The 13960-nt window shown below is 73.5% G+C and carries 15 protein-coding genes; 11 read left to right on the top strand and 4 right to left on the bottom strand.

What is annotated here, in order from left to right; all coding sequences use genetic code 11:
* The 5 genes from ACFXAM_RS08045 to ACFXAM_RS08025 form a co-directional block, all read left to right on the top strand.
* On the top strand, positions 1–1734 hold a 1734-nt coding region (locus ACFXAM_RS08045), incomplete at its 5' end, for an ATP-binding protein (protein ID WP_380288591.1).
* Positions 1735–1745: 11 nt separating this feature from the next.
* Positions 1746–2198: a roadblock/LC7 domain-containing protein gene (locus ACFXAM_RS08040; protein ID WP_380288589.1), complete on the top strand. Its 453-nt coding sequence runs from the start codon at positions 1746–1748 to the stop codon at positions 2196–2198.
* Complete coding sequence (locus ACFXAM_RS08035; protein WP_380288587.1) at positions 2195–2557, top strand: DUF742 domain-containing protein; 363 nt, start codon at positions 2195–2197, stop codon at positions 2555–2557. Before ACFXAM_RS08040 ends, ACFXAM_RS08035 begins: the two co-directional genes overlap by 4 nt.
* Positions 2535–3170 (top strand): ATP/GTP-binding protein, encoded by a 636-nt coding sequence (locus ACFXAM_RS08030; RefSeq protein WP_380288585.1) that lies wholly within the window; start codon positions 2535–2537, stop codon positions 3168–3170. Before ACFXAM_RS08035 ends, ACFXAM_RS08030 begins: the two co-directional genes overlap by 23 nt.
* Complete coding sequence (locus ACFXAM_RS08025; RefSeq protein ID WP_380288583.1) at positions 3167–4405, top strand: cytochrome P450; 1239 nt, start codon at positions 3167–3169, stop codon at positions 4403–4405. The genes ACFXAM_RS08030 and ACFXAM_RS08025 overlap by 4 nt, the downstream gene beginning before the upstream one ends.
* Before the next feature lie 53 nt (positions 4406–4458).
* Here ACFXAM_RS08025 and msrB read toward each other — a convergent pair whose 3' ends face one another.
* The 4 genes from msrB to ACFXAM_RS08005 form a co-directional block, all read right to left on the bottom strand.
* Entirely contained in the window at positions 4459–4863 is a 405-nt protein-coding gene (msrB, locus tag ACFXAM_RS08020) for a peptide-methionine (R)-S-oxide reductase MsrB (protein ID WP_380288581.1), read from the bottom strand.
* Positions 4864–4884: 21 nt separating this feature from the next.
* Complete coding sequence (murC, locus tag ACFXAM_RS08015; RefSeq protein ID WP_380288599.1) at positions 4885–6267, bottom strand: UDP-N-acetylmuramate--L-alanine ligase; 1383 nt, start codon at positions 6265–6267, stop codon at positions 4885–4887.
* A gap of 123 nt (positions 6268–6390) precedes the next feature.
* Positions 6391–6852: an indole-3-glycerol phosphate synthase gene (locus ACFXAM_RS08010; protein WP_380288579.1), complete on the bottom strand. Its 462-nt coding sequence runs from the start codon at positions 6850–6852 to the stop codon at positions 6391–6393.
* 142 nt (positions 6853–6994) lie between these two features.
* Positions 6995–7762, bottom strand: a complete 768-nt coding sequence (locus tag ACFXAM_RS08005) for a pyrimidine reductase family protein (protein ID WP_380288577.1) — start codon at positions 7760–7762, stop codon at positions 6995–6997.
* 64 nt (positions 7763–7826) lie between these two features.
* On the opposite strand from ACFXAM_RS08005, the gene zapE reads away from it, so the two are divergent.
* The 6 genes from zapE (at position 7827) to ACFXAM_RS07975 (ending at position 13836) form a co-directional block, all read left to right on the top strand.
* Entirely contained in the window at positions 7827–8882 is a 1056-nt protein-coding gene (gene zapE, locus ACFXAM_RS08000) for a cell division protein ZapE (protein ID WP_380288575.1), read from the top strand.
* Between the two features lie 65 nt (positions 8883–8947).
* Positions 8948–9322: a type II toxin-antitoxin system RelE/ParE family toxin gene (locus ACFXAM_RS07995; RefSeq protein WP_380288573.1), complete on the top strand. Its 375-nt coding sequence runs from the start codon at positions 8948–8950 to the stop codon at positions 9320–9322.
* The gene (locus ACFXAM_RS07990) at positions 9319–9627 is read left to right on the top strand and encodes a helix-turn-helix domain-containing protein (RefSeq protein ID WP_380288571.1); all 309 of its coding nucleotides are present in this window, start codon (positions 9319–9321) and stop codon (positions 9625–9627) included. The genes ACFXAM_RS07995 and ACFXAM_RS07990 overlap by 4 nt, the downstream gene beginning before the upstream one ends.
* A gap of 56 nt (positions 9628–9683) precedes the next feature.
* A complete protein-coding gene (gene uvrB, locus ACFXAM_RS07985; protein ID WP_380288569.1) occupies positions 9684–11783 on the top strand; it encodes an excinuclease ABC subunit UvrB in 2100 nt (699 codons plus the stop codon).
* A gap of 251 nt (positions 11784–12034) precedes the next feature.
* A complete protein-coding gene (locus tag ACFXAM_RS07980) occupies positions 12035–12616 on the top strand; it encodes a TerD family protein (protein WP_380288567.1) in 582 nt (193 codons plus the stop codon).
* A 227-nt stretch (positions 12617–12843) separates the two neighbouring features.
* Positions 12844–13836: a TerC family protein gene (locus ACFXAM_RS07975; protein WP_380288565.1), complete on the top strand. Its 993-nt coding sequence runs from the start codon at positions 12844–12846 to the stop codon at positions 13834–13836.
* Positions 13837–13960: the final 124 nt, after the last annotated feature.

Below are 13960 nucleotides of genomic sequence, written 5' to 3'. Positions count from 1 at the left end.
GCCGAGGACGAGGCGCACGCCGCGGCCGGCCGGGAACGCGGCTCGGCCGACCGCGCGCTCGCCGCCGAGGACCGCGCCCACCGGGCGCAGGAGCAGGCCGCCGAGGACGCCCGCCGGGCCGCCGAGTCCGAGCGGGCGGCCGCCGAGGCGGCGGAACGGGCGGCCGGGGAGGGGCGGCGCGCCGCCGGGGCCGAGCGGCGCACCGCCGCCCTGCTGGCCGAGATCGGCCACCTCGCCACCGAACGGGTGGCCGCCGCCGCCCTGCGCCTGAGCCACCCCAACGCCCCGATCGCCGGACCGCTGGACGCCACCGCCGTGGGCCCGGACGCCGTGCAGGCCCTGCAGGCCGTCCTGGACGCCGCCTCCGCCGCCGTCACCGACGAACGGGAGCGGGTCGACGCCGCCGCCCGCTCCGCGATGCGCGGCGCCACCTCCAAGATCCAGACCCTGCTCTACCAGATCCAGAGCCTGGTCCAGCAGCTCCAGCACGACAACGACGACCCGCGGCTGCTGGAGGTCGACTTCCGCAACGAGGTCGCGCTGCGCCGCATCCAGACCGTCGCCGTGCTCTGCGAGGCCTGGCCGGGCCTGGCGCGCACCGACTCGCCGCTCGCCGAGGTGGTGGTCGGCGCGCTCTCCCGGGTGCCCGGCTACGCCCGCATCAAGGTGGCCAACCACCTGCGCGAGGACCGCCTCGCCGTGGTCGCCCGGGCCGCCGAACCGGTGGCCATCGCCGTCGCCGAACTGCTCGCCAACGCCACCGCGTACTCGCACCCGGAGACGGACGTCCCGGTCACCGTCCAGCAGGGCGGCCGGGGCGCGCTGGTGATCGTCGACGACAGCGGCATCGGCATGGAGGAGGACCAGCTGCGCCGGGCCCGGAGGCTGCTGGCCGGCCCGCCCGAGGTCCTGCTCACCGAACTGGGCAACCCGCCCAAGACCGGGTTCGCGGTGGTCGGCAAGCTGGCCCGGCAGTACGGCTTCTCCTGTCACGTCGAGCCCTCCCCGTACGGGGGCATGCGCGCGCTGGTCCGCATCCCGGCCGGGCTGCTGACCGTGGTGGACGAGGAGCAGCCGCTCTCGGTGCTCACCCCGCTGCCGCTGCGCGCCGCCTCCGCGCCCGGCCCGGGCCCGGCGGGTGGCCGCGGCCGCGACGGCGCCCCGGCCATCCGGGTCGTACCGCCGGTGCCGGACGCGCCGGACCCGACGGACCCGACGGACGCGCCGGGCACCCCGGGCCCGTCCGGGGAGCCGACGGTGCACGCCGTCCCGCCGGTGCGCGCCGTCCCCGACGGCCCCGGAGCGCCGGACGACGGCACCGGGCTGCCCAGCCGCCGCCGTCGCCGGCCGCTGGCGCCGACCGCGTCACCCCGGGCCACCCCCGCCGGAGCTCCGGGCGCGTCCGCCGTCCGGCCGGTGCGGACGCCCGAGCAGGCCGCCGCCCGCTGGCAGGCGCTCCAGCACGGCACCGACTCCGGCCGGGTCGCCGTCGCGGAGGCCACCGGCGCCCGCACCGGCGGCGACAGCGGCACCGAGCCCGGCGCCCCCGCCGGCACGCCGGCCGGCCACGAGGCCGGCCACGAGGCCGGCACCACCCCCAGCCCCCGCCCCCCGTCCCCCGCGGCGACCGGTCCCACCGGCGCCGACCGGGCGGCCCCGCCCCGCCCCGACGCCGCCCGCACCGGCGCCGGCTCCGCGGACGCGTCCGGCCGCCGCACCACCCAGACCCCCTGAGGAGCCGCGCTGTGAGCAGCACGCCCAGCCCCACCAGCACCACGCCCAGCCCGTCCGAGACCGACGGGATCGCCTGGGTGCTGACCCCGCTCCTGGAACTGCCGGGCGTGGTGCACGCGGTGGTCGCCACCGGCGACGGCCTGGTGGAGGCCGCCTCGGACGGCCTCGCCCGCGCCTCGGCCGAGCGGGTCGCCGCGATGACCGCCACCGTGCACGCCGCCGCCCGGGCGTTCACCACCGCCTTCACCGACGCCGAGCAGCCCCGGCTGGCGCAGACCGTCGTCGAGTCCGAGCTGGGCTTCGCGGTCGTCGTCCCGGCCGGCGAGAACACCTCGCTCGCGGTGTTCACCACCCCCGACGCCCAGCTCGGCAACGTCGCCTACCAGATGCAGGTCCAGGTCGCCGCGCTGGGCCGGGCACTGGCGAGCCCGGCCAGGCGGCAGGACGCCCCCGCCCGGTCATGACCGCCACCCCCCGCAGGCGGATGGTGCCCGCCTACCTGGCCACCGGCGGCCGGACCCGCCCGGGCGGCGACGGCTTCGAACGGCTCACCGTGCTGTTCGTGACCGGTGACGGGCAGCCGTCCGCGCTCGCCGAGCTGGAGGCGGAGCACCGCCGGCTCTGGGACCTCTTACGACCCGGCGCGCTCACCGTGGTGGAGGCCGCCGCGCACCTGCGGCTGCCGGTCAGCGCCACGGTCTTCCTCGCGGCCGATCTGGTCGAGGCGGGCTGCCTGCGCGCCCGCGCGCCGATCCCCCGCGCCCAGCAGACCGACCGCTCCCTCGTCGAGAGGCTCCTCGTTGGACTCCGCACTCTCCGGTAATCCGCCCGGTCCGGGGCGGCCGGACCGGGTGGGCTACCTGCCCGACCCCGAACAGACCCTGATGAAGCTGGTGGTCGCCGGCCCGTTCGGGGTCGGCAAGACCACCTTCATCCGGACCCTCTCGGAGATCCCGACCCTGCACACCGAGGAGGCGATGACCGAGACCGGCGCGCCCGTCGACGACGTCGCCGGGCTGCCCGGCAAGACCACCACCACGGTCGCCGTCGACTTCGGCCGGCTCACCCTGCCCGGCGAGGTGGTGCTCTACATGTTCGGCACCCCCGGCCAGCGGCGGTTCTTCCCGCTCTGGCAGGACATCGCGCGCGGCGCCATCGGCGCCCTCGTACTGGCGGACACCCGCCGGCTCGCCGACTCCTTCGAGATCATGGACATGGTCGAGGAACAGGGACTGCCCTACGCGGTCGCGGTCAACCGCTTCCCCGACTCGCCGGTCCACCCGGCCGCCGTCCTGCGCAGCCACCTCGACCTGCACCCGAGCACCCCGCTGGTGCTCTGCGACGCCCGGGAGCGCGGCTCCAGCCTGGACGCCCTGATCGCGCTCACCGAGCACGTCCTGCACGGCCTCCCCGCCTCCGCCCCGGAGCTGCCATGACCACCACCCCCGCACACCCCTCGACCGCACACCCCCCGGCCGCGCACCCCCCGGCCGCCCTGCACGGGCCCGCCTTCGCCGCCGACCCGCAGGCCGTCTACGAGCGGCTGCGCCGGCAGGGCCCGGTCGCCGAGGTGGAGATCGCCCCCGGCGTCGCGGCCCTGCTGGTCACCGACTACCAGGCCGCCCTCGACCTGCTGCGCGACACCGACACCTTCTCCAAGGACTCCCGCGCCTGGCAGCGGACCGTCCCGGCGGACTCCCCGCTGCTGCCGGTGCTCGGCTACCGGCCGACCGCCCTGTTCAGCGACGGCGCCACGCACGCCCGCTACCGGCAGGTGATCACCGACGGCCTGGCGCTGCTGGAGCCGCACCAGCTGCAGCGCCGGGTCGCCGAGGTCGCCCACCGGCTGATCGACGCCTTCGCGCGGAGCGGCTCCGCCGACCTCATCGCCGACTACGCCCGCCGGCTGCCCGTCCACGTCCTCACCACCGGCTTCGGCGTGCCCGAGGAGCACCGGGAACGCCTGGTGGCCGGCATCGTCGGCTCGATCGAGTCCACCCGGCAGGCAGTGGCCGCGTACACGGACCTCGTCGAGGTGGTCACCGCCATGGTCGCCGAGCGCCGCGAGCGCCCCCGGCACGACCTGACCTCGTGGTTCCTCACCCACCCGGCGGGGCTGGACAACGACGAGGTGGTCCGGCAGATCACCCTGACCATGATCGCCGGCAACGAGCCGACCACCAACCTCATCGGCAACGCCCTGCTGCGCCTGCTCACCGACGCCCGCTACGCCGGCTCGCTGTTCGGCGGGGCGATGACGGCGCATCAGGCGATCGACGAGGTGCTCTGGCACGAGCCGCCGCTCGCCAACCTCTCCGCCCACTACCCGCGGGTCGACGTCACCTTCCACGGCCGCGCGATCCCGGCGGGCTCGCTGGTCCTGGTCTCCTACGCGGCCGCCAACTCCCAGGCCGCCCCGCCCGCCGACGGCGCGGACACCGCCGGCGTGCGCAGCGGCGAGTCCGCCCACCTGGCCTGGGCGGCCGGCCCGCACGCCTGCCCAGCCCGTGACCCGGCCCTGCTGATCGCGATCACCGCGATCGAGCAGCTGACCAGCCGGATCGGCGACCTCGACCTCGCCGAGCCCGCCGACGCCCTGCACTGGCGCCCCGGCCCCTTCCACCGCGCCCTGGTCCGCCTCCCGGTCCGCTTCACCCCGGTCCCCGGATAGCCGAAGGCCCGGGCACCCCTGCTCGGGTGCCCGGGCCGCTCACGCGCTCCTCGTCACTCCGCCGGCCTCAGCGTGAGCGAGATCGAGTTGATGCAGTAGCGCTGGTCGGTCGGCGTGCCGTAGCCCTCGCCCTCGAAGACGTGGCCCAGGTGGCCTCCGCAGCGGGCGCAGCGGACCTCGACCCGGCGCATGCCGAGCGAGGTGTCCTCGATGTACTGGACGCGGTCCCCGGCCAGCGGCGCGTAGTAGGACGGCCAGCCGCAGTGGCTGTCGAACTTGGTCTCCGAGCTGAACAGTTCGGTGCCGCAGGCCCGGCAGGCGTAGACGCCGACGGTCTTGGTGTCGGTGTACTCGCCGACGAACGGGCGCTCGGTCCCGGCCTCCCGGAGGACGTGGTACTCCTCCGGGGTGAGCTGGGCGCGCCACTCGGCGTCGGTCTTCTCGATCTCGTAGCTCATGACGGCTCCCGGTCGGGGGACTCAGACGTTGGTGGCAACGTTCGCGAGGTGCCCGAGGATTTCCGGGCCCAGGTTGGTGACGTCACCGGCGCCCATGGTGAGCAGCAGGTCGCCCGGACGGGCCAGGCCGGCCAGCACCGCGGGGGCGGCGGCGAAGTCGTGCTCGGCGGTGACCTCGGCACCGGCGCGGCGGGCCGCGTCGATGATCAGCTCGCTGGTCACCCCGGGGATCGGGTCCTCGCGGGCCGGGTAGATGTCGAGCACCACGGAGGCGTCGGCCAGCGCCAGCGCGGCGCCCATCTCCTCGGCGAGCTGCTGGGTGCGGCTGAACAGGTGCGGCTGGAAGACGACCAGGACCCGCCCCCCGGTGGCCTCCCGGATCGCCTCCAGGTCGGCGGTCATCTCGGTCGGGTGGTGGGCGTAGGAGTCGATCACCTGGACGCCGCCCGCCTCGCCCTTGAGCTGGAGCCGGCGGCGCACCCCGGTGTAGGCGCCGAGTGCCTTGGCCAGGTCGGCGGCGGGGACGCCCAGCGCCACGCCGGCGGCCAGCGCGGCGACCGCGTTGTGGGCGTAGTGCCGGCCGGGCACCGAGACGGTGAAGGTCAGCTCCTCGCCGTCCAGCAGCACGGTGACCTCGCTGGTCATGCCGCGCGGGACGACCGACAGGACGCGCAGGTCGGCGTCCTCGGCGGCGCCGACGGTGACCACGTTCAGACCGGCGCGGCCGGCCACCCGGGCGGTCAGCTCGCGGGCGCCGTCGTGGTCGGCGGAGACGACCAGGGTGCCGCCGGGCACGATCCGGCCGACGAAGGTCTCGAAGGACTCGTGGATCTCGTCGATCGAGGCGTAGTTGGCGTGGTGGTCCAGCTCCACGTTGAGCACGATCGCCACCTCGGGCGCGTACTTGTGGAAGCTGCGGTCGCTCTCGTCGGCCTCGGCGACGAAGATCTCGCCGGCGCCGTGGTGGGCGTTGGAGCCCGGCGCGTCGAGGTCGCCGCCGATCGCGTAGGACGGCTCCAGGCCCAGCTCGCCGAGGGCGACCGCGAGCATGCTGGTGGTGGTGGTCTTGCCGTGGGTGCCGGCCACGGCCAGCGCCCGGCGCCCGCCCATCAGCGCGGCGAGCGCGTCGGAGCGGTGCACCACCGGGATGCCGCGCTCGCGGGCGGCGGCCAGCTCCGGGTTGTCGGCGCGGATGGCGCTGGAGACGACGATGCTGCTCGCGCCGTCCGGCACGTGCTCGGCGGCGTGCCCGATGTGCACGCTGGCCCCGAGGGCGCGCAGCGCGCGGACGGTCTCGGACTCCTTGGCGTCACTGCCGGAGACGCTGGCCCCGCGCACCGCGAGGATCTTCGCCAGACCGGACATCCCGGCGCCGCCGATGCCGATGAAGTGCGGGGCGTGCAGGTCGTGCGCGGCGTCGTTCAAGGCGGGGCTCCGTACGGGCGGGGATCAGGGGAGGGCGGACGACGTGCGCATCGTCCTCGCGGCCGGACCGCAAGGACGATTCTGCACCACGTCGGGCCTTCCTCAGGAGTCGCTGGCGAACAGCCGCAGCACCGGGACACCCACCTTGTGGCGGGCCTGGGAGGCCCAGTCGCGGTGGAAGAACTCCTCCACGAAGTGCGGGGAGGTGAGCACCACCACCTCGTCGGCCTGGTGCTCCTCGACCACGGCGCGCAGCCGGTCCAGCGGCTTCTCCTCGACCAGCTCGCCGACCGCCTCGGCCCCGGCCTGCCGCAGGTGGCGCAGGCTGTGCTCCAGCGACTCGGTGGCGAGCGTCGGCCCGCTCTCGGACTCGTCGTGCTCGCGCACCACCTTGTCCAGGTGGCCGAGGGCGACGTCGTCCAGCGCCCGCAGCAGCTCGTCCTGCTTGCCGCGCGGCTGCATCAGGACGACGAAGGACACCTTCTCCTCACTGTGGAGCGTGGTGACGAGCTCCACGTCCGCGTCGGAGAGCGCCTTCTCGATCATCAGTACCGTCTTGAACACGTGAGTCCCTTCCAGTCGCCGGCCCCCGGGCTCCGGCTTCGCTTCCCATACTGCCCGGCGGAAGCTTTCCGCACGCTCCCCACCCGGCACACGGGCCACGCGGGGGGACGCCCGGAGTGGGAGCTGGATCACGTTCCGCAGGTCAGGGGGCGGTCGGACGCAGGTAGCGGGTGAAGAGGAATCCTTTCTCCTCGATCAATGAGACCAGCCGCATCCGCTGCACGTCGGGCATCCGCGCGTCGTGCAGGATGCGCGGCGCGTCGCCGCCCGTGAGCAGCGGCGCCAGCGACAGGCACAGCTCGTCCAGCAGGTCCTCGGCGGCCAGCTGCCCCAGCAGCCGGGGCCCGCCCTCGGTCAGCAGCCGGGTCCAGCCCCGGTCGGCCAGCGCCGCGACCGCCGCCCGCAGGTCCACCGTGCCCCGGCCCACCGCGATCACGTCGGCCACCTCGGTGACCGCCGCCAGGCTGCGCACCGGCGCGTCCTCGGTGGTGATCACCACCGTGCGCACCAGCGGCTCGGTGAACAGCGGCGCCGAGAGGTCCAGCCCGAGCGAGCGGCTGACCACCGCGATCGCGGGCGCCGGAGCCTGCCCGGCCGCCCGGCGCGCCCCGGCGAAGTCGGCCCGCGCCCGGGCCGGCCGGTAGCCCTCGGCCCGCACCGTCTCGGCGCCCACCAGCACCACGTCCGACAGCGCCCGCAGCACACCGAAGATCCGCTTGTCGGCGTCGCCGGAGAGGCCCTCGGAGAGCCCGTCCAGCCGGGCCCCGCCGTCCAGCCCCGCCACCATGTTGGCCCGCAGCCAGGGCCGTCCCCGGTCCACCTGTCCGGGGTAGGCGTAGACGGCGGCGAGCGCCGCCAGCGAACTCGGATCGTCGAAGGTCTCCGCCACCGGGCTGATCAGCTGTTGCATGCCCCCAGTGTTCCACCGGGTGCAGGTCCCGGGGCCCGTCCGGGCAGGCGTACCCTTTATCACCGTGCCCGCAGCTTCCCGCCCCGCCACCGCGACCGCGCCGATAGCCCTCACCTCCCGGCGTCCCGTCGTCCCCGCCGAGCGCCTGGTCGCCGAGATGGTGCCGCCGCCGCGCTTCTCCGACGTGAGCTTCGGGACGTACATCCCGGACCAGTCCCAGCCCAGCCAGTACGAGGCCGTGCAGGTCCTGGAGCAGTTCGCCGGCACGCTCAACAGCGGAAACGGTTCGGCGCCCAAGCGCAGCTGGTTCCGCCGCAGCGCCCCGGCCCCGGCCGGCCCGGCCGGCATCTACCTGGACGGCGGCTACGGCGTCGGCAAGACCCACCTGCTCGCCTCGCTCTGGCACGCCGCCCCCGGCCCCAAGGCCTTCGGCACCTTCGTCGAGCTGACCAACCTGGTCGGCGCGCTCGGCTTCCAGCAGGCCGTGCAGACCCTGTCCGGGCACACGCTGCTCTGCATCGACGAGTTCGAGCTCGACGACCCGGGCGACACCGTCCTGGTCTCCACCCTGCTCGGCCGCCTGGTGGAGAACGGCGTCAAGCTCTGCGCCACCTCCAACACCCTGCCCGAGAAGCTCGGCGAGGGCCGCTTCGCCGCCGCCGACTTCCTCCGCGAGATCCAGGGCCTGTCCGCGCACTTCCGCCCGATGCGGATCGACGGCCAGGACTACCGCCACCGCGGCCTGCCGGACGCCCCGCCGCCCTACCCGGCCACCGAGGTCGACGCCGTCGCCGCCCGCACCCCGGGCGCCTCCCTCGACGACTTCGACGCCCTGCTCGCCCACCTCTCCGCCGTCCACCCCAGCCGCTACGGCGCCCTGCTGGACGACGTCACCGCCGTCTGCCTGCGGGGCGTGCACCGGGTCGACGACCAGTCCACCGCCCTGCGCCTGGTCGTCCTCGCCGACCGCATGTACGACCGCGAACTCCCCGTCACCGCCTCCGGCCTCCCCTTCGACCAGGTCTTCCCCGAGGAGATGCTCCGCGGCGGCTACCGCAAGAAGTACCTCCGCGCCATCTCCCGCCTCGTCGCCCTCGCCCGGGACAGCGCCAGGAACTGAGGGCGTGACCCGCGCCCCGGTCGGGCGTTGCTCTCCGTGGGGAGGGGGAGCGGAGAGGGGAGAACATGACCGGGGACCAGGCCGCCTGGACGATCGAGATCGAGCCCGAGGTGCGCGCGTGGCTGCGCACCTGCTCGACCGCCGAGTACCGGGCGGCCGAACGCGCCGCCGACCGGCTGGCCGAGGACGGCGAACTGCTGCGGTTCCCGCTGGCGAGCCACCTCGGCGGCCCGCTGCGGGAGCTGCGCATCGGGCCGATGCGGGTCACGTACTGGCTCGCCCCCGGCCGGCGGGCTGTGCTGCTGACGGTCTTCCGCAAGACTAGGAGCCGCGAGACCGACGAGGTGGGTCGGGCGCACCGGGCTCAGAAGGTCTGCGAGAACGGGCACGGGGCCGCCGACGGCCACCAGGTCCACGACAGGGACGAGGAGGAGCGATGAGCAGCGGCTACCACACCCGCTGGGTCGTGCCGCCGGAGCACCGGGAGACCGAGGAGTACCGCGCGGCCGGGCGGCGGATGGCGCTGGCCGAGGCCGTGTACGCCCGTCGTTCGGCGCTCGGATGGACGCCGGCCGAGCTGGCCGGGCGGGCGGGGCTGGACGAGGAGACCGTCGAGAGCATCGAGGAGAGCGGGGTCGATCCCACCCTGCCGCTGATCGAGCGGCTGGCCGCCGCGTTCGACTCGGCGGTCCGGATCGACCCGGCCGGCGAGCCCGCCATCAGCTTCGAGGCCCACGCGGCCTGAGCCGGGGGTGCCCGGTTCCGGTCCCGGTTGTCGGTGGTGGGTCGTACGGTGGAGGCGTGCGACCCATCACGAGTATTGAGCGGTCAGTGGCGCCCTTCGAGGTCGTCAGTCCCTACCAGCCCAACGGTGACCAGCCGGCGGCGATCGCGGAGCTGGAGCGGCGGATCCGGGGCGGGGAGAAGGACGTCGTCCTGCTCGGTGCCACCGGTACCGGCAAGTCGGCCACCACGGCCTGGATGATCGAGAAGCTGCAGCGGCCCACCCTGGTGATGGCGCCGAACAAGACGCTGGCCGCGCAGCTGGCCAACGAGTTCCGCGAGCTGCTGCCGAACAACGCAGTCGAGTACTTCGTCTCGTACTACGACTACTACCAGCCCGAGGCGTACGTCCCGCAGACGGACACCTACATCGAGAAGGACTCCTCGATCAACGAGGAGGTCGAGCGGCTGCGCCACTCGGCGACCAACTCGCTGCTCACCCGCCGGGACGTGATCGTGGTCGCGTCCGTCTCCTGCATCTACGGCCTCGGCACGCCGCAGGAGTACGTGGACCGGATGGTGCGGCTGAAGGTCGGCGAGGAGATCGACCGGGACGTCCTGCTGCGGCGCTTCGTCGACATCCAGTACACCCGCAACGACCTCGCCTTCACCCGCGGCACCTTCCGGGTGCGCGGCGACACCATCGAGATCTTCCCGGTCTACGAGGAGCTGGCCGTCCGGATCGAGATGTTCGGCGACGAGATCGAGGCGCTGTACACGCTGCACCCGCTCACCGGCGAGATCATCAGCCAGGACGAGTCGGTCCACGTCTTCCCGGCCTCGCACTACGTGGCGGGCCCGGAGCGGATGGAGCGCGCGGTCAACGACATCGAGAAGGAGCTGGAGGAGACCCTCGCCCGGCTGGAGAAGCAGGGCAAGCTGCTGGAGGCCCAGCGGCTGCGGATGCGCACCACCTACGACATCGAGATGCTCCGCCAGATCGGCACCTGCTCCGGCGTGGAGAACTACTCGATGCACTTCGACGGCCGCGAGCCCGGCTCCCCGCCGAACACCCTGCTGGACTACTTCCCCGACGACTTCCTCCTGGTCATCGACGAGTCGCACGTCACCGTCCCGCAGATCGGCGCGATGTACGAGGGCGACGCCTCGCGCAAGCGCACCCTGGTCGAGCACGGCTTCCGGCTGCCGTCGGCGATGGACAACCGCCCGCTGAAGTGGGAGGAGTTCCTGGAGCGGATCGGCCAGACCGTCTACCTGTCGGCGACCCCGGGCCCGTACGAGCTCTCCCGGGGCGACGGCCAGGTCGAGCAGATCATCCGTCCGACCGGCCTGATCGACCCCGAGGTGATCGTCAAGCCGACCGAGGGCCAGATCGACGACCTGGTGCACGAGGTCCGCAAGCGGGTGGAGAAGGACGAGCGCGTCCTGGTCACCACGCTCACCAAGAAGATGGCCGAGGACCTCACCGACTACATGCTCGGCCTGGACATCCGGGTGCGGTACCTGCACAGCGACATTGACACGCTGCGCCGGGTGGAGCTGCTGCGCGAGCTGCGCGCCGGCGAGTACGACGTGCTGGTCGGCATCAACCTGCTCCGTGAGGGCCTGGACCTCCCGGAGGTCTCCCTGGTGGCGATCCTGGACGCGGACAAGGAGGGCTTCCTGCGCTCCGGCACCTCGCTGATCCAGACCATCGGCCGTGCCGCCCGTAACGTCTCCGGCCAGGTCCACATGTACGCGGACCGGATCACCCCGGCGATGGAGAAGGCCATCGAGGAGACCAACCGCCGCCGGGCCGTGCAGCAGGCGTACAACAAGGAGCACGGGATCGACCCGCAGCCGCTGCGCAAGAAGATCGGCGACATCCTGGACACCCTGGCCCGCGAGGACGTGGACACCGGCGAGCTGCTGTCCACCGGCTACCGGGGCGCGGGCGGCGCGAAGGGCGGCAAGGCCCCGGTGCCGGCGCTGGGGGCCGAGCGCAAGCCGGCGAAGTCGCTGCCGGCGGCCGAGCTGGCCGAGCTGATCCAGTCGATGACGGACCGGATGCACGCCGCCGCGGTGGACCTCCAGTTCGAGGTGGCGGCCCGGCTGCGCGACGAGGTCAAGGAGCTGAAGAAGGAACTGCGGCAGATGCGCGAGGCCGGTATCGCCTGACCTCCCCCCGGCGACCCTCCGCCGGGCGTGGCCGGTTCCGTCCCCGGTCAAGCCCGGCGGTGTCTCAGCCCTGCCACAAACGGGTACAGGGCGGGCAGCGCGTTCGACCGCAGGCCCTAGGCTGGCCTGCGGTGGCCGCCCGGGGACAGGGTGGCCGGAAGAGGGGGCCTCAGCCGGGGGACGGCAACGGGGTGTTCCACCGTGGAGCCGGCGCGGCGTTCCCGCGCGGCCGGGCAGAGAGGACATGCGCCGTGTCGGTGAACCTTGCCAAGGGCCAGCGGGTCAGTCTGCAGAAGGGGCCGGGGGAGACGCTCACCGTGGTCCGGATGGGCCTGGGCTGGAAGGCGGCGCCCCGGCGGGGCCTGTTCGGCAGCCGGACCAGGCAGATCGACCTGGACGCCTCGGCGCTGCTGTACGCCGAGCGGACCCCCTCCGACGTGGTGTTCTTCCAGCACCTGGAGAGCGCCGACGGCTCCGTCCGGCACACCGGGGACAACCTGGTCGGCGGCGCGGGGGCGGGGGAGGACGACGAGTCGATCCTGGTGGACCTGGCGCACGTGCCGCCGCAGATCACCCAGGTGGTGTTCACGGTCAGCTCCTACACCGGGCAGACCTTCGCGGAGGTGCAGAACGCGCACTGCCGGCTGGTGGACGAGTCGACCGGGCTGGAACTGGCCCGCTACGAGCTGACCGGCGGCGGCCCGCACACCGGCCAGATCATGGCGAAGGTGTTCCGCGACGGCAACGGCGGCTGGGAGATGCAGGCGATCGGCGCCCCGGCCAAGGGGCGGACGTTCCAGGACCTGCTGCCGGCCATCGAGCCCTACCTCTGACCGGCGGGGACCTGACGGGTCTTTACCTTCTTTACCTTTCTTTGGGGATGCTGTTACCCTTTTTGCAGCGGAGGGGAGTATTCCCACGCAGCCGTCCCCGTCATCACGGGCGCCCGTCGCGGTGCCCCGGGGCGCTGGTCCGCGGGTGCGCCGTCGCGCGCCCGACGGGCGGAAGAGACCTCCGGCAGTGACGATGACTGTCTCGCCTACCTGCCGGAGGAGCAGTAGTGGACGTTTCCGTAAGCCTCTGGGTCGGCACCATTGTGGTGCTGCTGGCCCTGATCACCGCCGATTTCTTCATCGGCGGCCGCAAGCCGCACGAGGTGTCGATCAAGGAAGCCGGCATCTGGACGACCGTCTGGATCGTGCTGGCGGCGATCTTCGGCGGTTTCCTCTGGTGGCACTCCGGCGCGACGCCCGCCGGTGAGTTCTTCGCCGGCTACATCACCGAGAAGTCGCTCAGCGTCGACAACCTCTTCGTCTTCATCCTGATCATGGGCAAGTTCGCGGTGCCCAGGATCTACCAGCAGCGCGTGCTGATGTTCGGTGTGATCATCGCCCTGGTGCTGCGCGCGGTCTTCATCGCCGGCGGCGCCGCGCTGGTCGCCCAGTTCTCCTGGGTCTTCTTCATCTTCGGCGGCTTCCTGATCTGGACGGCGTGGAAGCTGATCAAGGAGGCGCGGGCCGACGAGGAGGACGAGGAGTTCGAGGAGAACCGCCTCCTCAAGTCGATCGAGAAGCGCTTCCCGTCGACCGACAAGTACCACGGCACCAAGCTCTTCATCCGGGAGAACGGCCGCCGGCTGATGACGCCGATGCTGATCGTCATGCTGGCGATCGGCACCACCGACGTCCTGTTCGCGCTGGACTCGATCCCGGCGATCTTCGGTCTGACCCAGGACCCGTACATCGTCTTCACCGCCAACGCCTTCGCCCTGATGGGCCTGCGCCAGCTGTACTTCCTGATCGGCGGCCTGCTGAAGAAGCTGGTCCACCTCTCGTACGGCCTGTCGGTGATCCTCGGCTTCATCGGCGTGAAGCTGGTGCTGCACGCGCTGCACGAGCAGGGCGTGCACGTGCCGGAGATCGGCATCCCGTTCTCGCTGGGCTTCATCGTGGTCGTCCTCGGGGTCACCACCGTCACCAGCCTGATGGCCTCCAAGCGGGCCGCCCTGGCCGAGCCGGACGAGCGCGACGAGCCGCAGAAGCTGGACGCCTGACGGGAGGCCTCCCCCCGTACCGGGCGGGCCCCCCCCCCCCCCCCGCGGGCGCGGCCCCCCCGAGAGCGCCGGGGGCCCGGCAGCGGGGGGGGGGGGGGGGGGGCGCGAGAGGGGGGAGAGGCGG

It is taken from the genome of Kitasatospora sp. NPDC059462 (assembly GCF_042749955.1).
In the GTDB taxonomy this organism is placed as follows: Bacteria; Actinomycetota; Actinomycetes; order Streptomycetales; family Streptomycetaceae; genus Kitasatospora.
Note: the sequence above shows the minus strand (reverse complement) of the source record. Positions and strands in the feature narration are given on the sequence as shown.